Source organism: Castellaniella sp. (assembly GCF_034674885.1).
Classification (GTDB): Bacteria; Pseudomonadota; Gammaproteobacteria; order Burkholderiales; family Burkholderiaceae_B; genus Castellaniella.
The window spans coordinates 114,785-134,115 of the sequence record NZ_JAUCDS010000003.1 but is presented as its reverse complement, the minus strand read 5'-3'; the positions used below and the strand labels follow the sequence as shown (position 1 = coordinate 134,115).

The 19,331-nt window shown below is 64.6% G+C and carries 19 protein-coding genes; 7 read left to right on the top strand and 12 right to left on the bottom strand.

Features of this window, described 5'->3' with window-relative positions; all coding sequences use genetic code 11:
• Positions 1-34: 34 nt before the first annotated feature.
• The 5 genes from mltG to VDP74_RS03715 all read left to right on the top strand — a co-directional run bounded on the left by mltG (position 35) and on the right by VDP74_RS03715 (position 4,570).
• Entirely contained in the window at positions 35-1,045 is a 1,011-nt protein-coding gene (mltG, locus tag VDP74_RS03735) for an endolytic transglycosylase MltG (RefSeq protein WP_322998282.1), read from the top strand.
• A 4-nt stretch (positions 1,046-1,049) separates the two neighbouring features.
• Positions 1,050-1,715 carry a dTMP kinase gene (tmk, locus tag VDP74_RS03730; protein WP_322998281.1) on the top strand — a complete coding sequence of 222 codons (666 nt, stop codon included), beginning with the start codon at positions 1,050-1,052 and terminating at the stop codon, positions 1,713-1,715.
• On the top strand, positions 1,712-2,749 hold the full coding sequence (holB, locus tag VDP74_RS03725; protein WP_322998280.1) for a DNA polymerase III subunit delta': 1,038 nt from the start codon (positions 1,712-1,714) through the stop codon (positions 2,747-2,749). The genes tmk and holB overlap by 4 nt, the downstream gene beginning before the upstream one ends.
• A 15-nt stretch (positions 2,750-2,764) precedes the next feature.
• Entirely contained in the window at positions 2,765-3,541 is a 777-nt protein-coding gene (locus VDP74_RS03720; protein WP_322998279.1) for a TatD family hydrolase, read from the top strand.
• Positions 3,542-3,670: 129 nt separating this feature from the next.
• Positions 3,671-4,570, top strand: coding sequence for an ankyrin repeat domain-containing protein (locus tag VDP74_RS03715; protein ID WP_322998278.1), 900 nt, complete (start codon positions 3,671-3,673; stop codon positions 4,568-4,570).
• Here the strand turns inward: VDP74_RS03715 and VDP74_RS03710 are convergent.
• From VDP74_RS03710 to VDP74_RS03690, 5 genes are all read right to left on the bottom strand, one after another.
• On the bottom strand, positions 4,567-5,640 hold the full coding sequence (locus VDP74_RS03710) for a sulfate ABC transporter ATP-binding protein (RefSeq protein WP_322998277.1): 1,074 nt from the start codon (positions 5,638-5,640) through the stop codon (positions 4,567-4,569). The two genes, VDP74_RS03715 and VDP74_RS03710, sit on opposite strands and share 4 nt — an antisense overlap.
• Positions 5,637-6,524, bottom strand: a complete 888-nt coding sequence (gene cysW, locus VDP74_RS03705) for a sulfate ABC transporter permease subunit CysW (protein ID WP_322998276.1) — start codon at positions 6,522-6,524, stop codon at positions 5,637-5,639. The genes VDP74_RS03710 and cysW overlap by 4 nt, the downstream gene beginning before the upstream one ends.
• 23 nt (positions 6,525-6,547) lie before the next feature.
• Positions 6,548-7,393, bottom strand: coding sequence for a sulfate ABC transporter permease subunit CysT (cysT, locus tag VDP74_RS03700; RefSeq protein ID WP_322998275.1), 846 nt, complete (start codon positions 7,391-7,393; stop codon positions 6,548-6,550).
• A 4-nt stretch (positions 7,394-7,397) separates the two neighbouring features.
• Positions 7,398-8,402: a sulfate ABC transporter substrate-binding protein gene (locus tag VDP74_RS03695; RefSeq protein WP_322998274.1), complete on the bottom strand. Its 1,005-nt coding sequence runs from the start codon at positions 8,400-8,402 to the stop codon at positions 7,398-7,400.
• Between the two features lie 158 nt (positions 8,403-8,560).
• A complete protein-coding gene (locus VDP74_RS03690; RefSeq protein WP_322998273.1) occupies positions 8,561-9,370 on the bottom strand; it encodes an RsiV family protein in 810 nt (269 codons plus the stop codon).
• A gap of 270 nt (positions 9,371-9,640) precedes the next feature.
• Between VDP74_RS03690 and VDP74_RS03685 the strand changes: the two genes are divergently transcribed.
• On the top strand, positions 9,641-10,297 hold the full coding sequence (locus VDP74_RS03685) for a hypothetical protein (RefSeq protein ID WP_322998272.1): 657 nt from the start codon (positions 9,641-9,643) through the stop codon (positions 10,295-10,297).
• Between the two features lie 54 nt (positions 10,298-10,351).
• On the opposite strand, the gene pta is transcribed toward VDP74_RS03685, so the two are convergent.
• Together pta and xsc are read right to left on the bottom strand one after the other, a co-directional pair.
• Positions 10,352-11,329 (bottom strand): phosphate acetyltransferase, encoded by a 978-nt coding sequence (gene pta, locus VDP74_RS03680; RefSeq protein WP_322998271.1) that lies wholly within the window; start codon positions 11,327-11,329, stop codon positions 10,352-10,354.
• 22 nt (positions 11,330-11,351) lie between these two features.
• Positions 11,352-13,160, bottom strand: coding sequence for a sulfoacetaldehyde acetyltransferase (xsc, locus tag VDP74_RS03675; RefSeq protein WP_322998270.1), 1,809 nt, complete (start codon positions 13,158-13,160; stop codon positions 11,352-11,354).
• A gap of 312 nt (positions 13,161-13,472) precedes the next feature.
• Here xsc and VDP74_RS03670 point away from each other — a divergent pair, with 312 nt between their 5' ends.
• The gene (locus tag VDP74_RS03670) at positions 13,473-13,859 is read left to right on the top strand and encodes a nuclear transport factor 2 family protein (protein WP_322998269.1); all 387 of its coding nucleotides are present in this window, start codon (positions 13,473-13,475) and stop codon (positions 13,857-13,859) included.
• Between the two features lie 11 nt (positions 13,860-13,870).
• On the opposite strand, the gene VDP74_RS03665 is transcribed toward VDP74_RS03670, so the two are convergent.
• From VDP74_RS03665 to VDP74_RS03645, 5 genes are all read right to left on the bottom strand, one after another.
• Positions 13,871-15,373: a PLP-dependent aminotransferase family protein gene (locus tag VDP74_RS03665; RefSeq protein ID WP_322998268.1), complete on the bottom strand. Its 1,503-nt coding sequence runs from the start codon at positions 15,371-15,373 to the stop codon at positions 13,871-13,873.
• Positions 15,374-15,394: 21 nt separating this feature from the next.
• On the bottom strand, positions 15,395-16,225 hold the full coding sequence (locus tag VDP74_RS03660; protein ID WP_322998267.1) for an ABC transporter permease subunit: 831 nt from the start codon (positions 16,223-16,225) through the stop codon (positions 15,395-15,397).
• 34 nt (positions 16,226-16,259) lie between these two features.
• Entirely contained in the window at positions 16,260-17,075 is an 816-nt protein-coding gene (locus VDP74_RS03655; RefSeq protein WP_322998319.1) for a taurine ABC transporter ATP-binding protein, read from the bottom strand.
• Positions 17,076-17,210: 135 nt separating this feature from the next.
• The gene (gene tauA / locus VDP74_RS03650; protein WP_322998266.1) at positions 17,211-18,254 is read right to left on the bottom strand and encodes a taurine ABC transporter substrate-binding protein; all 1,044 of its coding nucleotides are present in this window, start codon (positions 18,252-18,254) and stop codon (positions 17,211-17,213) included.
• Between the two features lie 272 nt (positions 18,255-18,526).
• On the bottom strand, positions 18,527-19,297 hold the full coding sequence (locus VDP74_RS03645) for an SDR family NAD(P)-dependent oxidoreductase (RefSeq protein ID WP_322998265.1): 771 nt from the start codon (positions 19,295-19,297) through the stop codon (positions 18,527-18,529).
• Positions 19,298-19,331: the final 34 nt, after the last annotated feature.

The window sequence follows — 19,331 nt, the reverse complement described above, 5'->3', positions numbered from 1 at the left end:
CTCCTTTTCCGGCGTTCCAGTTAAACTGGCGTCCATGAAAAAGCTACTGCGACTGTTCATCTGGCTGCTGATCGCTGGTCTGGTCCTGATCGGCGCGGGGATCGGCGGCGCGGCCTGGTGGGGCTGGCAGCGGCCGGTGCCCATGCCGACGCCGGTCGTGGACTACATCATCGACACGGGCAGCACCCCGCGCCAGATCGCCCAGGCCATGCAGGCGGCCGGCATCGATATCGAACCCCATGCCTTCGTCTGGCTGGCGCGGCTCAGCGGCCGCGACAAACTGCTCAAGGCGGGCGCCTACGAGGCCCGCGCCGGGGATACGCCCTGGCTGCTGCTTGAACGCATGGCCAATGGCGACATGACCCAGGCGCGCCTGACGTTTCCCGAAGGCTGGACCTTCGCCCAGATGCGCGCCGCGCTGGATGCAGACCCGCAGGTGCGGCACGACACTCGGGGCATGGACGATGCCGCCATTGCCCGCAAGCTCGGGCTGGACGAGACTTCACTGGAAGGCCTGTTCTATCCCGATACCTATGTGTTCGCCCCGGGAGCCTCCGATCTGGACATCCTGCGCCGCGCCGCCCAGGCTGGCCGCCAGACGCTGGATCGCCTGTGGGCCCAGCGCGACCGCAGCTTGCCGCTGGAAACTCCCTATCAGGCGCTGATCCTGGCCTCCATCGTGGAAAAGGAAACCGGCCACGGCAGCGATCGGGCCCGCATCGCGGGGGTGTTCATCAATCGTCTGCGCATCGGCATGCCGCTGCAGACCGACCCTACCGTGATCTACGGCATGGGCGACCGCTACCAGGGCCGTCTGCGCAAGAAAGACCTGGAGCAGGACACTCCCTGGAACACCTATACTCGTCCTGGTCTGCCCCCCACACCGATCGCCAATCCCGGCAAGGCAGCCCTGATGGCTGCCACCCACCCGGAACGACACGATTTCCTGTACTTCGTCTCCAGGGGAGACGGCACCAGCGAATTTTCCAAGAACCTGTCGGCGCACAACCAGGCCGTCGGCAAATACATCCTCAAGCGGAATTGATCTCATGACGCTGCGCGGCTGCTTCATCACCCTGGAAGGCCTGGACGGGGCCGGCAAGAGCACGCACGCGAACTGGATGGCCGGCTGGCTGCGCGAAGCGGGCATCGACCTGCTGGAGACCCGCGAGCCCGGCGGTACGCCGCTGGGCGAACAGTTGCGCGAACTCGTGCTGCACCAGGCCATGGACCTGCGTACTGAAACCCTGCTGATGTTCGCCGCCCGCAACGAGCACTGGAACACCCGCATCCGGCCAGCGCTGGAGCGCGGCCAGTGGGTGCTGTGCGACCGCTATACGGATGCCTCGTTCGCCTATCAGGGCGGCGGGCGCGAGTTGGGGGCGCCCGCCATCCGCGTGCTGGAGGACTGGGTGCAGCAGGGGCAGGGCCCGGATTGCACTTTTCTGTTCGACGTGCCCCTGGAAACGGCGCGCGCGCGCCTGCAGCAGGGCAGGGCAGCGGCCGACCGCTTCGAGCAGGAAGGCGCCGCGTTCTTCGAACGTACCCGCCAGGCCTATCACGCCAGAGTGGCTGATGACCCGGCGCGGTTTCGCCTGATCGATGCCCGCCGCAGCATTCCGGATATTCGCGAACACCTGGCATCGGCCTTGCGCGATTTGCTGAAAACGCACGGTGGCGACGCCGCGCAGAGCGCAACGCGGGGCGGCGCATGACTGGGTTCGATTTCTTGCCCTGGCAGCAGGCGCTGGCTCGAGACTGGCTGGCGGATCGTGATCGTTTCGCGCATGCCTGGCTGGTCCATGGCCTGCCGGGCATCGGCCAGCGGACGTTCGCAGCGGCAGGCGCCGCCAGCCTGCTGTGCGAGTCTCCCCAATCCGGCCTGGCCTGTGGACAATGCCAGGCCTGCCGCTGGGTGCGGGCCGGGAACCACCCGGATTTGCGGCGCATCCGTCCGGATGCCGTGGCCGCCCTGGAGGGCGCCGCAGCAGAGGATGGCGACGAGTCGGGCACCAAAAAACAGCCCTCGCGAGATATCCGCATCGAGCAGATCCGCAGCTTGTTGCCCTGGTTCAACACCGCCACGCATCGCGGCGGCTGGCGGGTGGCGCTGCTGTATCCCGCCGAATCGCTGAATACCATCGCAGCCAATGCGCTGCTGAAGATTCTGGAAGAACCGCCAGCGCATACCGTCTTCCTGCTGGTGGCGCATGCGCCTGACCGGCTGCTGCCCACGCTGGTGTCCCGCTGCCGGCGCCTGCCTTTGCCGGTCCCGGATACCGAACAGGCTCTGGCCTGGCTGCAGCAGCATGACGTCGATCATGCCGCATCGCGCCTGGCAGCGGCCGGTGGCGCGCCGTTGCTGGCCCTGGATCAAGCCCGAGAGCCGGCCACGCCGGCCTGGCTCGAGCTGTTTCTGGATCTGGCGATCCGAGGCGGGGCCTCTGCTTCCCTGGCCGATGCCCTGATCGCTCTGGAGCCTGCCGTCTGGCTGGATGGCTTTCAGCGCCTCTGGCTGGACCTGAGCCTGGCCACGCACGATCTGCCCGCGCGCTATTATCCTGAACAGGAAGCCGGCATTCTGCGAATCGCCCGCACCCTGGATGCCGGATCCCTGGCCCAGGCCGGCCAGTGGCTGCAGGAACAGCGCCGCCTGGCCCAGCATCCCCTGAATCCCAAACTGCTGGGCGACCACGCCGCCCAGCGCCTGTTGCATGCCGTGCGGCCCGTTGCAGGCCGTCCATCCTGATGCCGCTGATCTGATATGTACGTCGATTCCCACTGCCATCTGAATTTCCCCGATCTGAAGGCCCAGTTGCCCGACATCCTGACCCGCATGGAGGCAAATGCAGTCGGGCACGCGCTTGTGGTCAGCGTCAACCTGCACGACTGGCCGGGGCTGATGGCGATCGTGGAATCCCATCCCCACCTGCATGCCTCGGTCGGCGTGCATCCGGACAACGACGCCGAGGACGCCGACGCCACCGAGCCCACGCTGGACGATCTGCTCTCCCGGGCAGCCCACCCCAAGGTCGTGGCCATCGGTGAAACCGGCCTGGACTATTACCGGTTGCAGGAACCCCTGGATTGGCAGCGGGACCGTTTTCGCCTCCATATCCAGGCCTCTCGTCAGACGGGGTTGCCGCTGATCATCCATACCCGCTCGGCGGCCGAGGACACGATCCGCCTGATGCGCGAAGAGCAGGCCGATCGCGGCGTGATGCACTGCTTCACGGAATCCTGGGATGTGGCGCAGGCTGCCATGAACCTGGGTTTCTACATCTCCTTTTCCGGCATCGTGACCTTCAAGAATGCGGTTTCCCTGCAGGATGTGGCGCGCAAGGTGCCGTTGGATCGCATGCTGATCGAAACCGATTCTCCCTACCTGGCGCCGGTGCCGTATCGGGGCAAGATGAACGACCCGTCCAAGGTCGTGCACGTCGCCGAGAAAATTGCGGAATTGCGCGGCCTGCCGGTGTCGGTCATCGAGCAGGTCACGGCGGATAATTACTTCACGCTGTTCGACAAAATCAAGCAGTAGAGCCCAATGGGCCGGGACACGCCTGGAGGCATGCCCCTCGGGCGGCCGGCAGGCCGGTGCCGCGCCCATCGATAGTTTCCGACGGAGGTTTCCGCCATGTGGTCCGATTGCACAACCCCTTTTTCAAGAATGCCCGTTCCCGCTGGACGGCGCTGGCCCGCCCGGAAGGTCTCGGGGCTGTGGCTGGCGGCGCTGCTGCTGGGTAGTCTGCTGTGGGTCGCCGCCGCTCAGGCCCAGCGCGCGCCGACGGCGGACTGGTGGTCTGCCATCCGCCGCGACGATGTGTCCGCAATCCAGGGCATGCTGCTGCGTGGAACGGACCCCAACGCCGTCAATGCCCTGGGCAATCCGGCCTTGACCCAGGCAGCCCGCGACCAATCCTGGCGCGTCTTTGACGTGCTGCGGATCGCGCCGGGCGTGAAGGTCGATCAGCCCAATGCCCATGACGAAACCGCCCTGATGTACTTGTGCATCCTGGGGCAGAACGAACGGGCCGCCGGGCTGATCCAGGCTGGCGCCCAGGTCAACCGCCTGGGCTGGACACCTCTGCACTACGCGGCGTCCAAGGGGCAGGTCGAGACGGCACGCCTGCTGATCGACTGGGGGGCCATCGTCAACGCGCCCGGGCCGGACGGCACCACGCCGCTGATGATGGCTGCGCTGTCAGGCAAGCCCGCCATGGCGCAGCTGCTCCTGTCGCACGGCGCCGATCCGACCATGTTCAATACGGCCCGAGAAACGGCGGCTGACTGGGCGCTCAAGCGCAACCACACAGCGCTGGCCGCGCAGCTGACTGCCGTGGCGCAGCGGGTGGAACAGCGCCGCCGGCAGGGCCAGGACGCCGCCCCGCGAGACGCGCAGGCGGTGCCCGTTTCGCCCGGTGCCGCAGCGCAGGATGCGGCACCCGATTCCGCGCCATCCGCTGCCGCGCCAGCCCAACCCAGGCAGCCGGCAGCCAAGGACGATCCGTCTTCTTTTTCCCGCTATTTCGACCTCGGGCGTTTCGAGGACACCGCGCCGGGCCGTTAGTTCAGGAACACCCGTGCGTGGCGCGGCCGGGCGATGAAGCGCCGGTGGCCCTGCGCGCGGATCCGGTCGAATTCCTGACTGGGCATGACGACCTCGATGATCTCCTGCGTGTCTTCGCGCCGCAGTTCAAGCTGCGCCAAAGGCCCGAAGGCGTGGGCTCGCTGCAGATCGACCAGCAATCCCTGGGACACGGGGGGCTGGCCGGCGGGCGGCCAAGGCTCGATCTGGATGTCGTGGGGCCGGACGTAGGCGGTGCCCGGCGCATCGGCTGCGTCGTCCAGCCCTGGCATTTCCAACGCCGCGCCGCCGGTGTGCAGCCGGCCGTCGCGCACGCGCCCCTGGAACAGGTTCACATGGCCCAGGAAGCCATAGACGAAGGCCGTTTCCGGATGGTCGTAGACGGTCTGCGGGGCGCCCGTCTGTTCGACCCGGCCTTTGTTCATGATGACGACCTCGTCGGCGACTTCCAGGGCTTCTTCCTGATCGTGGGTGACGAACAGGCTGGTCATGTGCAGTTCGTCGTGCAGGCGGCGCAGCCAGCGGCGCAGTTCCTTGCGGACCTTGGCGTCCAGAGCGCCGAAGGGCTCGTCGAGCAGCAGCACGCGCGGCTCTACCGCCAGGGCCCGGGCCAGGGCGATGCGCTGACGCTGTCCGCCTGACAGGGCGGCGGGCCGGCGATCGGCCAGCCAGGCCAACTGCACCAGTTCCAGCAGTCCCATGACCTTGTCCCGGATCTGCTGTTCGCTGAGCCGCTGCCGGCGCGGCTTGACCCGCAGGCCGAAGGCCACGTTCTCGAACACCGTCATGTGCTTGAACAGGGCATAGTGCTGGAAGACGAAACCGACCTGGCGCTGGCGCACGTGCGTGTGCGAGGCGTCCTGGCCTTCCAGCAGGACCTGGCCCCGGTCCGGGTGCTCCAGCCCGGCGATGATGCGCAGCAGCGTAGTCTTGCCGCAACCCGAAGGTCCCAGCAAGGCGGTCAGACGCCCATCGGGAAACGCCAGGGAGACGTCGTCCAGGGCTGTGAATGCGCCGAATTGCTTGTGGATGTGACGGACTTCGATGCTCATGAGGAAAACTCCGATGCGACTCGGGCTGCCTGGGCGCGCAGCCGCCATTGGGCCAGGGATTGCAGGGCCAGCGTCACCATGGCCAGCAGCGCCAGCAGGGATGCCACGGAAAAGGCGGCGGCAAAGTTGTATTCGTTATAGAGAATTTCGACATGCAGCGGCAGCGTATTGGTCAGGCCCCGGATATGGCCCGAGACGACAGACACCGCACCAAATTCACCCATGGCGCGCGCATTGCACAGGATCACGCCGTAGAACAGCCCCCAGCGGATGTTGGGCAGCGTGACGTGCCAGAACATTTGCCAACCCGATGCGCCCAGCACGATGGCCGCTTCTTCTTCGTCGCTGCCCTGGGTCTGCATCAGGGGAATCAATTCTCGCGCCACGAAAGGCACGGTGACGAACACGGTGGCCAGCACAATGCCAGGCACGGCAAACAGGATCTGGATGTCGTGCGCCTGCAGCCAGGGACCGAACCAGCCCTGGGCGCCGAACAGCAGGACATAGATCAGTCCGGCAATGACCGGGGATACCGAAAAGGGCAGGTCGATCAAGGTGATGAGCAACTGCTTGCCCCGGAATTCGAAACGGGTGACGGCCCAGGCCGCACAGACCCCGAATACCAGGTTCAGGGGGACGGCGATGCCCGCCGCCGTCAGCGTCAGGCGGATGGCGGCCCGCGCGTCCGGATCGGCGATCGCGGCCACGCAGGCAGCCCAACCCTTGGCCAGGGCTTCGTGGAAGACTGCCGCCAGCGGGATGAACAGGAACAGGGTCAGGAAGGCGCAGGCGACGCTCATCAGGGCGCCACGCACCAACCGGCCTTCGGTGGCCGGCCGGGCAGGGGCGCCGAGATCGAGGGGAGTGATGGCAAGGGTGCTCATGGTGGGTAGGCGTCCTGTCGGTATCAGGTGGAATGCCGCCGCACCCAGGCCTGCAGCAGATTGATGGCCAGCAGCAGGACGAAAGAGATGCTCAGCATCACCAGGGCGATGGCGGTGGCCCCGGCATAGTCGTACTGTTCCAATTTGGTGAGGATCAGCAGCGGTGCGATTTCGGACACCATGGGCATGTTGCCGGCGATGAAGATGACGGACCCGTATTCCCCGGCCGCGCGGGCGAAGGCCAGGGCAAAGCCCGTCAGCAGGGCCGGCAGGATGGTCGGGAAGACGACGCGGGCGAACACCTGCCAGCGCGAGGCGCCCAGGCTGCTGGCTGCTTCCTCGTATTCGGCAGCCATGTCTTCCAGCACAGGCTGGACCGTGCGCACGACGAAGGGCAGTCCGATGAAGATCAGTGCGACCACGACGCCCAGCGGCTTGAAGGCCACCTGGATGCCCAGGGGCGCCAGCAGCCCGCCCAGCCAGCCATTGGGGGCGTAGAGCGCAGTCAGGGCGATGCCGGCCACGGCCGTCGGCAGGGCGAAGGGCAGGTCCACCAGCGCATCGATCAGGCGTTTGCCGGGAAAGCGGTAGCGCACCAGCACCCAGGCGACGATGCCGCCGAACACCACGTTGACGGCCGCTGCCAGCAGAGCCCCGCCGAAGCTGAGCCGGTACGAGGCCAGCACCCTGGGCGCGGTGACGGCTTGCCAGAAGGCCTCAGCCCCCAGCGTCGAGGCGCTGAGCAGGATGGCCGACAGGGGCAGCAGCACGATCAGGCCCAGGTAGCTCAGGGTCAGGCCCAAGGTCAGGTTGCGGCCGGGCAGGACGGGTCGGACACCCGGGGCGCGCAATGCGAGAGTGCTGGACATGATTTCAGCGCGCGCCGGGTTGGTAGATCTGGTCGAAGATGCCGCCGTCGGCGAAATGCGTCTTCTGCGCCTGGGCCCAGTTCGGCGCTACGTCAGTGAGGGTGAACAGCGCAATCGGGGGAAACTGCTGCGCGTGGCGGTCCGCGACGGCCTTCAGCGTGGGCCGGTAGTGGTTTCGGGCTGCGATCTCCTGGCCGGCCTCGGAATACAGGTAATCGAGATAGGCCTGGGCGACCGCGCGCGTGCCGCGCGCATCCACGACCTTGTCCACCACCGCCACGGGCGGTTCGGCGAGGATGCTGACCGAAGGCACGACGATGTCCACCTTGTCCGGCCCCAGTTCCTGAATGGCGAGGAAGGCCTCGTTTTCCCAGGCAAGCAGCACGTCGCCGATGCCGCGCTCGACAAAGGTCGTGGTTGCCCCGCGCGCGCCCGAATCCAGCACGGGTACGTGCCTGTACAGCTTGCCCACGAATTCGCGCGCCTTCTCTTCGTTGCCGCCCGGCTGGCGCAAGGCGTACCCCCAGGCTGCCAGGTAGTTCCAGCGCGCGCCGCCGGAGGTCTTGGGATTGGGCGTGATGACCTGCACACCGGGCCTGATCAGATCGGGCCAGTCGTGGATGCCCTTGGGATTGCCCTTGCGCACCAGAAATACGATGGTGGACGTGTAGGGGGCGCTGTTCAAGGGCAGCTGCTGCTGCCAGTCGGTCCGGATGGCGCTGCGCGCGGCGATGGCGTCGATGTCCGGGGCCAGGGCCAGGGTCACCACATCGGCCTGCAGGCCGTCGATGACCGAGCGTGCCTGTTTGCCGGATCCGCCATGCGATTGGCGGATCGTCACCTGGTCGCCGGTCTTGTCCTGCCAGTAGCGCGCGAATGCCTGGTTGTAGGCCTGGTAGAGTTCGCGCGTGGGATCGTAGGAGACGTTCAGCAGCGTGAGGCTGGCTGCATGGGTCATGCCCGCCAGGCCCAGGGTGGCCGCCAGGGACAGCAGCAATCGGAATCGCATGGGAGGACGCCTCGTCATCGGGTGAATCGAGACATCAGCTTAAAGAGTTCTTCTCCGGGACTGAACGAATCGTTTCGTCAAACGATATGAGGGGCGCGCATAATGCGGTGCCGCTATATGCGTATGTCTTGCAGGGGCGTGCCCTGCAAGACAGTGTTTCAGGAGCGGGGCGGCAGGAAGGCCGGGCGCAGGATGCCCTGCAGTTGCGGGTAGGGGATCAGCAGTTCGGGCTGCCCCCAGGCGTAAGGGGCGATTTCATACGGCTGGTATTTGACGACGATGCCCTGGTCCGTCAGGCCGACGTTATCGCTGGAGACAAACGGCCACATGCGGGCGAAATTGTCCGTGCTCTGGATGTCGCCACGGTGTTCCTGCAACCAGCGGTCGTGGGCCTTTTTCAGCACCTCGTCGAAGGCGGGGCGGGCTCCGGGTGCCAGCAGATTGTCGATGGTCAGCGCCTTTTCGGCCTGGTTGTCCCAGTTCAGGAACTGCGATCCAGACATGCCATGTGCCATGCCCGTGCGGTACTGGCCAACGTTCAGTTCGACGACCGTCAGACGGCTGTTTCTGTAGCGGGTGCGGGCTGTGAGATCCGTTTCATCACGCGGGCCGGCCGTCGTCCAGAAATAATCCCGGTAGCTGCCGATCGTATCGTAGGGGGCGGGTCGCTGGGCGTCGAGCCAGGTCATGGCGGCCAGGGCATGGTCCACCAGTTTGGTCAGGCGGGGGTGTCCGGGGAAGCTCAGGGAATCCACAACCAGTTTCGGGCATTCGCCCGAGCAGCCCGGGCGTTGTTCGGTCGATTTCACGGGTTGGGCGAACAGGCCGTTCTGTTGTGTCTGCTGATCCAGCTGTGCCGGTATCAGTGACAGATTGTCCTGCGGGCCGCTGGCGCAGGCGGCCAGCGCCAACGTGCCTGCCAGGATTATCCAGCGGGATCGGGTGCACAGGGAAGGCTTCATCGGCATGGTGTCGTCCATCGGAAAACGGTCGGGGCCGCACCCCGGCGAAAACGGCTTGAATTCGGTGATAATGTGGCCAGATCTTGCGCGAGGCCGCAAGCACAGAATCTACCATACGCATCAGGACAAGAGGCCGGGATGTTCGATTTCATGTATGACCTGCAGGATAGCTTGCTCTTCATTGTGTGTGTCCTCATCGTCGGTTTGACCTCGCTTGCAGCCGTCCTGATCATGGCGGGGATGCGCAGGGTCTGGCCAAACCGCCAGAAGTCCAGCATGACCAGCACCATGCTGTCCGGCATCCTGCTGCCCACCGGCCTGGTGATTGCCTTTGTCGCGGCCGACGTCTGGCAGCAGGAAACCAAGGGCCGCACGGCCGTCGAACAGGAAGCCATTGCAGTGGCTGACGTCTTGCGCACGGCCAAGCACCTGCCCGCTGAACTCAGAGAGCAGGTCACTGGCCTGACCAGCGATTACATCCGTGAAATCGTCGAGGAAGAATGGCGGTTGATGGCGCGCGGGGACTCCAGCAGCAAGGCCGAAAACCTGCTGGACGTGCTGGAACAGACCTCGGTCCACATCGACATCCAGGCCCGGAACGCCGGCGCGGCCCGGGTCGGCATGGAGCAGGCCGCCCGGGACCTGCGCCGTTATGTCCAGCAGGTGGAATCGGCCCGCAATCAGCGTTTGCTGGTGGCCAATTCTCGGGTCAGCACGAACAAATGGTTCGCTGTGCTGGTGCTGTTGTTCGTGGCGGCCTGTGTCATCTACGAATTGCACGCTACCCAGCGTCGTCCGCTGGCCTTGGCCCTGGCTCTGTTTTCCTTGAGTTTTGGCGCCACTCTGTACCTGATCGCGTCGTACGACCGCCCGTTTACCGGAGCCACCATCATCGCCCCCGAATCCATGACCCTGATGCAGATGCGGGCCTGACGAACCCGCGCCGCTGGCAAGCGGCGGGGTAGGTGCTGGTGGCGCCTGCGCGGTTCACGCGTCCTGATGCTGTGCCTGGACGGCAGTCACTGCAATGACCTGATAGATGTCGTCTTCCGAACATCCGCGAGACAGGTCGTTGGCTGGCTTGTTCAGGCCCTGCAGCAACGGCCCCAGTGCCGTGACCCCCCCCAGACGCTCACTGAGCTTGTAGCCGATGTTGCCGGCTGCCAGGTTGGGGAAGATAAGCACGTTCGCCTGGCCGGCCACGGACGCGCCGGGCCATTTTCGAGAGGCGACTTCGGGCACGATAGCCGTGTCGAGCTGCATTTCGCCTTCCACGGCAAGATCGGGAGCCTGCGCGCGCACCAGTTCGGTGGCGTGCCGGACCTTGTCGACTTCTGCATGGTGGGCGCTGCCCTGGGTGGAAAACGACAGCATGGCCACGCGCGGCTCGACGCCCAGGAGAGTGCGGGCGCTATGGGCGGATGCCAGGGCGATTTCCGCGAGTTCTTCGGCCGAAGGCTCGATCACCAGGCCGCAGTCGGAAAAAACCATGGCCTGGGCATGGGTGGGGAAGGGCGCGTCACGCATCATGATGAAGAAACTGGACACCGTGTGCACGCCCGGGCGTTTTCCCAGGACCTGCAGGGCGGTGCGCACGACGTTCGCCGTCGTATGCACCGCGCCGGACACAGCGCCGTCCGCATGACCTTCCCTGACCATCAGGTGTGCGAAGGTCAGGGGATCCAGAACGGCGTCGCGCGCCTGCTCCGGCGTCATGCCGCGATGCCTGCGCAGGCTGAGCAGGGTGTCGGCAAAGGCATCCAGCCAGCCGCAGGTCTGCGGATCGATGCACTGCACCGCGCCGCCCGCCCGGGCCGGGTCGGCGCCCAGCAGCAGGATGTGCGCAATGCCGTCTTCGGCTGCCCGCCGGGCAGCCTGCAGCACCCGGGAATCGTCTCCCTCGCACAGGACGATCCGCATGGGGTGGTGGCGCGCGGCGTCCAGCAGATCGTCCAGTGTTTTCATGGGGCGGCTCCCGGGACGGCGATCAGGTGTAGTCGCGATACTTTTCCAGCAGGCGAACCGGCTTGGACAAGGCGTCACGACGGAACGGATCGCCCAGTTCGCGGGTGCACATGATCTCGATCACCGTGGTCTTGCCGTCGTTCATCTGCGCATCGATGGCTTTCTTCAGCATCGGGCCCACGTCTTCCAGGCGGTCGACGACGATGCCTTCGGCCCCCATGGCACGGGCGATCTCTGCGAAGCTGGGGTTGTCCAGCTCGCCGGCCACGAAACGACGGTTGTAGAAGTCCACCTGGTTCTTCTTTTCCGCACCCCACTGGCGATTGTGGAAGACTACGGCTGTCACGGGAATATTGTGACGCACGCAGGTCAGGATTTCCGACATGCTCATGCCCCAGGCACCGTCGCCTGCGTAGGAAATCGCCGGGCGATGCGGAGCTGCGACCTTGGCGCCAATGATCGTGGGGAAGGCGTAACCGCAATTGCCCCAGCTCATGGCGGCGAAGAAGCTGCGCGGTTTTTCAAAGCGCAGATAGCTGTTGGCGACCGAGTTGATGTTGCCGATGTCGGTGGACACCATGACGTCCTCGGGCATGGCCTTTTCCAGCTCGCGCAGCACCTGGCGCGGGTGCAGGTAGGAACCCCCGGAGAAGGGTTTCTCGCCCTCGGCTTCTGCAATCATGTCCAGGCTGAACGGATCCTTCTCGTTGGCCCAGCTGTCCAGTTCCTTTTCCCAGGCGTCCTTTTCGGCCTGGATGCGCGTTGCCCGTTCCGCCTTGGTGGCATCGCACGCCAGCGTCATGGTGCTCAGGCGACGGGTCAGGTCCTCGGCCGCAGCCTTGGCGTCGCCGCAGATGCCGACGGTGATCTTCTTGACCAGGCCCAGCATCTTGCTGTCCGCGTCGATCTGGATGATCTTGGCTTCCTTGGGCCAGTAGTCCATGCCGTGCTGGGGCAGGGTGCCGAAAGGCCCGAGTCGCGTGCCCAGAGCCAGCACCACGTCGGCGTCCTGGATCAGCTTCATGGCGGCCTTTGAGCCCTGGTAGCCCAACGGGCCGCACCACAGCGGATGGCTGGCGGGGAAGGAGTCGTTGTGCAGGTAGCTGTTGACGACCGGTGCGCCCAGGCGCTCTGCCAGGGCCTTGCAGGCGTCCACGCCGTCGGCCATGACCACGCCGCCGCCCGAGATGATCACGGGGAAGCGGGCTTCGGACAGCAGCTTGGCGGCTTCGGACAGCGAACGTTCGCCGCCGGGGCCGCGATCCAGTTCCTGGGGCTTGGGGATTTCAGCCTTGATCTGGCCGTAGAAGTAATCACGCGGGATGTTGAGCTGCGTCGGGCCCATTTCCGATTTGGCTCGGTCGAAGCAGCGCGCCGTGTATTCCGCCATGCGGGCGGGGTGGGTGACGTGGCCCTGGTATTTGGTGAATTCCTGGAACATCGGCAATTGCTTGGCTTCCTGGAAGCCACCCAGGCCGATGCCGGTGGTGCCGGCCTCCGGCGTCACGATGACCACCGGCGTGTGCGCCCAGTAGGCGGCGGCGATCGAGGTCACGCAGTTGCTGATGCCGGGGCCGTTCTGGCCGATCACGACGCCGTGACGGCCGCTGACGCGGGCATAGCCGTCGGCCATGTGGCCGGCGCCCTGTTCGTGAACCACCGGGATCAGCTTGATGCCGGCGGGGGCGAAGATGTCCATGGCATCCATGAAGGCGGAGCCCATGATGCCGAAAATTTCGGTGACGCCGTTGGCCACCATGGTTTCGACGAATGCTTCGGACGGTGTCATGGCCTGCAGGCCCTGAACGGCCTGGCGCGTGTCTGTCGTCATTGTGTTGTCTCCTGGTATGCGAGTGCGAAAGAGGGGCGGTAAGTCTCTGTGTTTCGGATATCGAGATAAATGATCTCGTTATTTCGTAATTCAGATTCTACTGATAGTTTTTTAAAAGTCAAACCGAATTTCTGAAACCGGAACGTAGTGTTTCATGTACAAGAAGCAGCACAGGTTTTGGCACGATGATCTGGCGCAACTGAAACGTCTCGTCTGGACCTAGCCTGGGCCGCCTTCCTCTTCTACCGTATGGTTGCCGGACCAGGGATCGCCCGTGGCGCAGCCCGAAGCACACACAGGAGACACACGGACATGACTCAGAAAGACTTGCAAAGCATCATCGAAGCCTTCGGCGATGCGTGGAATCGACATGACATCGAAGCCCTGATGTCGTTCATGCACGAAGACTGTGTCTTCGAAGGCGTGGCCGGGCCTCTGGCCTGCGGCGCCCGGCACGAAGGGCCGGCAGCAGTGCGCAAGGCCTTCGAGGCCGCCTGGCAGATCATCCCCGACGCGGCCTGGCGCAATGCGCGCTGCTGGGCCAGCGGCAACAACGGCGTCATGGAGTCGACCTTCACCGGCACCACGAGCGATGGTTCGCGCATCGAAGCCAATATGGTGGACCTGCTGGTCTTCAAGGACGGCAAGATCATCCTGAAGAATGCCTTTCGCAAGCAGCGCCCTCACTTGCCCGGCTGAGCCGGGGCTCTTTACTTCATCGTCCTCAGGACATCCGCCAGCGCGCGGATGCCCTCGGGAATGGCGTCCTTGTCGATGGATGAGAAGCCCAGGCGGATATGGCTGCGGTCGCTGGAATGCAGATGATGGTGGAAGACATGACCGGGCTCGATGACGATGCCCGCATCCAGCGCGGCCAGTGCCAGGCGTTCGGTGTCGACGTCGTCGGGCCCCTGGACCCACCAGGAAGACCCGCCATGGATGGGCTTGCCGTGGAATTGCGGCAGGTATTCGCGCACGGCGGCCTGCAGCACCTGGGCGCGTTCGGCATAGACCAGCGACAGGCGCCGCAGCAGGGCGTGATAATGGCCCAACGAGATGAACAGGGCGAAGGCCCGCTGCAGATAGGCGGGTGGATGGCGCAGCATCAGTCTGCGCAAGGCGCGTAATTCCACCACCAGTTCGCGGGGGGCCACGATGTAGCCCAGTCGCAGGCCCGGAGCGAAGCTTTTGGACAGACTGCCTATGTACAGTACCCGACCGTGCTTGTCCAGGCTCTTGAGGGCCGGCGAATGGTGGCCGTCGTAGCTGTTTTCGGTCTCGTAGTCGTCTTCGATCAGGATGGTGTCGGTGCGCCGGGCCAATTCCAGCAGGGCAACGCGGCGTTCCATGGACAGGGTCGCGTTGGTCGGGCATTGGTGGCTGGGCGTGACGAACAGATAGTCGCAGTGCTGCAGGATGGGCGACAGGCACAGGCCGTCGTCGTCGACAGGCAGCGGCACCAGGCGTTCCGTGCGGTGGGCGAAGATATTGCGCGCATCGGGGTAGCCAGGGTCCTCGATGCCAACCACCGTGTGGCTGTGGATCAGCAGATTGGCAACCAGGTACAGTGCGTGCTGCGCACCCACGGTGACGACGATTTCATCGGATTCTGCCCAGATGCCCCGGCGCGGCAGCACCTGATTGCGGATCGCCTCGATCAGCGTCTGGTCATCGTGAGTGATCAGGTCTGGCGCCCAGACACGGATATCCAGCACGGACAGCGCCCGCATGCAGCATTCGCGCCATTCCGCCGTGGGGAACTGCTTGGCGTCGAATTGCGCGTAGATGAAGGGATAGCGCATGCTTTGCCAGTTGGATGGCTTGACGATGTTGCGCTGGCGGGATGGATGAAAGACCAGACGCCGGTCCCAGTCTGCCTGGTTGCTCACGGGGGTATCGGCGGGGAGGGCGGGCGGCTGCAGCTGGGTCGCCGGCAGGTCTTTGGCGATGAAGTGGCCGCTGCGCTCACGGGATTCCAGGTAGCCCTCGACCACCAGCTGCTGGTAGGCGAAGACCACGGTGTTGCGCGCCACACCCAGGGCGCGGCCCAGTTCCCGGCTTGAAGGCACCGGAGCGCCAGGCGGCAAGTGTCCGCCCAGGATGGCGGACACCAGCATCTGACGGATGCGGCCCTGCAGGCTGAGGTTGTAGTCGTTGACGCGTTCGAACAGTGCCGACCATTGAACCGAACTGACAGGGCCGATCTCTGACATGCGTGCGAACCTTTTGGCTTTTTAGATTTTTCCTTTCCAGGGGATCATAACGCGCTCGAGATAGCGCAGCAGCAAGTCGAACGCCAGGGCGAAGAAACCGATCACGATGATCCCCATGATGACCGTATCGCTGGCCAGATACTGGGCGGCATTGAGCACCATGAAGCCCAGGCCGCGCGCGGAGGCTACCATTTCGGCCGCCACCAGCGTGGTCCAGCCCACGCCGATGCCGATGCGCATGCCGGTGAAGATTTCAGGCATGGCGGCCTTCAGGATCACGTGATAGATGATCTGTGCGCGGCTGCCGCCCATGGCGTAGGCTGCGTGGATCTGCTCGATCGACACGGACTTGACCCCGGCGCGCGCGGCAATCGCCATGGGCGCGAAGATGGCCAGGAAGATCAGGAAGATCTTGGGGAACTCGCCGATACCGAACCAGATGATCACCAAGGGCAGATAGGCCAGCGGAGGCAGGGGGCGGTAGAACTCGATGATCGGATCGAAGAGCCCGCGCATCACCCGGTTCACTCCCATCAGGATCCCGATGGGAACCGCTGTGACCAGCGCCAGGACGAAGGCGCCCATGACACGTCCCAGGCTGGCCATCGTATGCTGGGCCAACGTGGAATTGGCAACGCCGATGGTCACGGCCTCGATGAATTTGTCGTAGACGGCGATCGGCGATGGCAGGAAGATCGGCTTGATCCATCCCATGCCGGTGACCAGGAACCAGAGCGCGATCAGGAACAGCGCGGTCATCGTGCTGATGTGGCTGCTGTAGCCTGCACCAGGCGCCCCGTAGACCTTGCCGGGTTGGGCCGAGCGCCGCTTTTTCGTTCTGGATGGGGACATGATGGGGCTCCGTTGAGTGAGCTTCAAGACGGTTTCAGGCATGTTGGTACTCCACCGGCTCACCCGCCTCGCGTTCGTCGCCGTAAATGATGTCCAGCACAGTTTCGCGCATCTTGATGAAGTCCGGGCTGGACTTGATCGCCCGCGCGTTCCGGGTTTCCAGGAAACGCCGGTTGAAATCCAGTTCGTATGTATTGGTGATCCGCCCGGGGCGTGGCGACATCACGACGAGTTTGGACCCCAGGAACAAGGCTTCTTCCACGCTGTGCGTGATGAAGAAGAACATCTTGTGCGTATGTTCCCAGACATCCAGCAGCAATTCCTGGATGGTTTCGCGCGACAGCGCGTCCAGCGCCGCCATGGGTTCGTCCATCAGCAGCATGGCCGGATTGCAGGTCAGGGCGCGGGCGATGCCCACGCGCTGTTGCATGCCGCCTGACAGCTGATAGATCATGTGTTTATGGAAATCCGCCAGGCCGACCAGTTCCAGGTTGCGCGCGGCGACCTCGTGGCGCTTTGCCTTGGACACGCCTTGCAGCTTGAGCCCGAATTCGGTGTTGTCGATGACGTTCAGCCACGGCAGCAGCGCGTGCTTCTGGAAGACGACGCCGCGATCCGGACCGGGCCCCAGGACGGGCTGGCCATTCAGCAGGATCTCGCCCTCGGTGGGTGTCAGGAAGCCGGCAAGCACGCTCAGGAGAGTGGTCTTGCCGCATCCGGACGCCCCCAGGGCGACGACGAAATCACCCGGGGCGATTTCCAGATTGACGTTCTTCAAGGCAGTGACGGCGCCACCGAACCGCTGAGACGGATAGGTGACACTGGCGTTGCGGATACTGAGATTGCCCATCGGCGCGGTCATGGTGATGTCTCCTTCTGTACTGCCCGGAAGCCGCCGCCGGGCATGGCGGCGCTTCCGGATGGGGGCAGGTGTGTGTCCGCCCCCATGGGTGTGATCAGGCCGCCTCTGCGTGCGGCCCTCCGGTCACTGGCCGGCCTTTGCGGCGGCTTCGGCGTAGCTGGCGTTCACGAACGGTGCATAGTCGCCCAGGGGAGCGTTGATCTGGCGCTGCGCCTTCAGGAACGCGGCGCTGGCGGTCAGAGCCTTGACGGCGCCGGAATCCTTGCCGCCGCCCAGCCACATGGCGGAGGACTGTTCCTTGGCATCCGGGAAGAGCAGCAGGTTCATCGCGCTGGCGATATCGGCCGGTGTTCCGCCGATCATCTTGACGATCCCCTTGATCTCGGGCGAATCTGCCGTCAGGGAGCCCTTGCGAGCGTCAAAACCCTGGTAGGCCTTGGCCAGGACTTGGGTGAATGCGGCCATGAACTTCGGGTTCTTGGCGGCCCAGTCCTTGTCAGCCACGATGCCATCGAACGTCGGTACGCTCTGTTTGCCGATTTCCTCGGAATCAGCGATCTTGTGGCCGGTCTTCTCGATTTCGGTCAGTGCAGGCGGCCAGACGTAGGCAGCATCGATGTCGCCACGCTGCCAGGCAGCCACGATCTGGGGCGGCTGCATGTTCAGGATCTGCACGTCGCCGGCCTTGATCCGCCAGATGTCGTTCATCGCCACCAGCAGGTGGAAGTGGGACGTCGAGACGAAGGGCACACCGACTTTCTTGCCCACCAGATCCTTTGGTTTTTCGATGCCTGACCCGTTGCGGGCGATCAGGGCCTCGGATTTGCCGATGTTGTCCAGGATCCAGAAGAGTTCCATGTTGACGCCGCGCGTGACGGCGGCCGTGATGCCGGTCGAGCCCAGGACCCCGATGGGCACGTCGCGGGATGCAAAGGCGCTGGAAATGTCACCAGCCGAGCTGAACTGGCGCCAGTCGATCTCGTAGCCGGCTTCGTTCAGGGCCTTGTCGAAACTGCCGTCGGCGATGGCGCTGACGAAAGGTCCGACGATCTGTTGATAGCCGACAACCACTTTGGTGGCTGCCAGCGCGCTGCCGCTCATGCCCAGCGCACCCGCCAGGATACTGAGTGCTGCCAGTTTGCGGATAGGGCGAAACAATGGGTTCACAGTCGTCTCCTTGATTTTTCGAAGGGCAGGGCGCCGGCAGGTGGCTTGTTCCGGCATTCCGTGCGTTCATTCATGGTGCCCATAGTTGCCCAGGGAGACTAGGTCCAGATGCAGTGAAGTTTTAGGGCCAGCATGCTGTTCGAAAAAGACCTGGATGGCTTGAGAGCCGCATGTCTATTGCTTGAGCCATCAAGCGATTCGACTGGGCCAGACGGGCTTAAGGGTAAATGCTGATGCCCTGTACGACCGCCTGGCCTGGGTCCAGATCGGGATCAGGAGGCCCGGTGCAGGCGTGTGCCGACCAGGCTTTGCGCAACCGGCATGATTTCGATGATGTTGATGTTGACCCGCGCAGGCTGGCTGGCGGCCCAGACAACCGCTTCGGCGATGTCTTCCGGCTGCAGGGCCTCGACATTTTCGTACACGGCGGCAGCGCGGGCTTGATCGCCGTGCAGGCGCACCTGGGAAAATTCCGTCCCGCCGACCAGGCCAGGCTCGATGTTGGTGACGCGAATCCGCGTGCCGTGCAGGTCGGCCCGCAATCCCAGGCTGAGCTGCTTGACGAAGGCCTTGGTGGCGCCGTAGACGTTGCCACCCGGGTAGGCGTAATTCCCCGCGACGGAACCGATGTTGACCACGTGGCCCCGGTCGCGCGCCACCATGCCCGGCAGGAAGCGGTGAACCATGCGGCTCAGGCCCATGACGTTGGTCTGGATCATGGATTCCCAATCCTGCACGTCGGCCTGCTGGGCGGGTTTGACCCCCAGCGCCAGCCCGGCATTGTTGACGAGCAGATCCAGCCCGTCAGGGAATTCCTTGTCGACCTGGAGCGCTGCGCGTTCTATGCCGGCTGGAGATGTGACGTCCAGTTCCAGAGGGTGGAAGCCGGCACCCAGTTCGCGCTGCACGTTCTGCAGTCGGTCCTTTCTGCGGGCCGCTCCGATGACCGTCCAGCCGTCGCGGCACAGGGCGGTGGCGATGGCTCGCCCAAATCCGGCGGAGGCGCCGGTGACCAAAGCCAGACGATGAGTGGATGCGGACATGGGGTCTCCCTGATTCCAAAGCCAGTAGAGACGA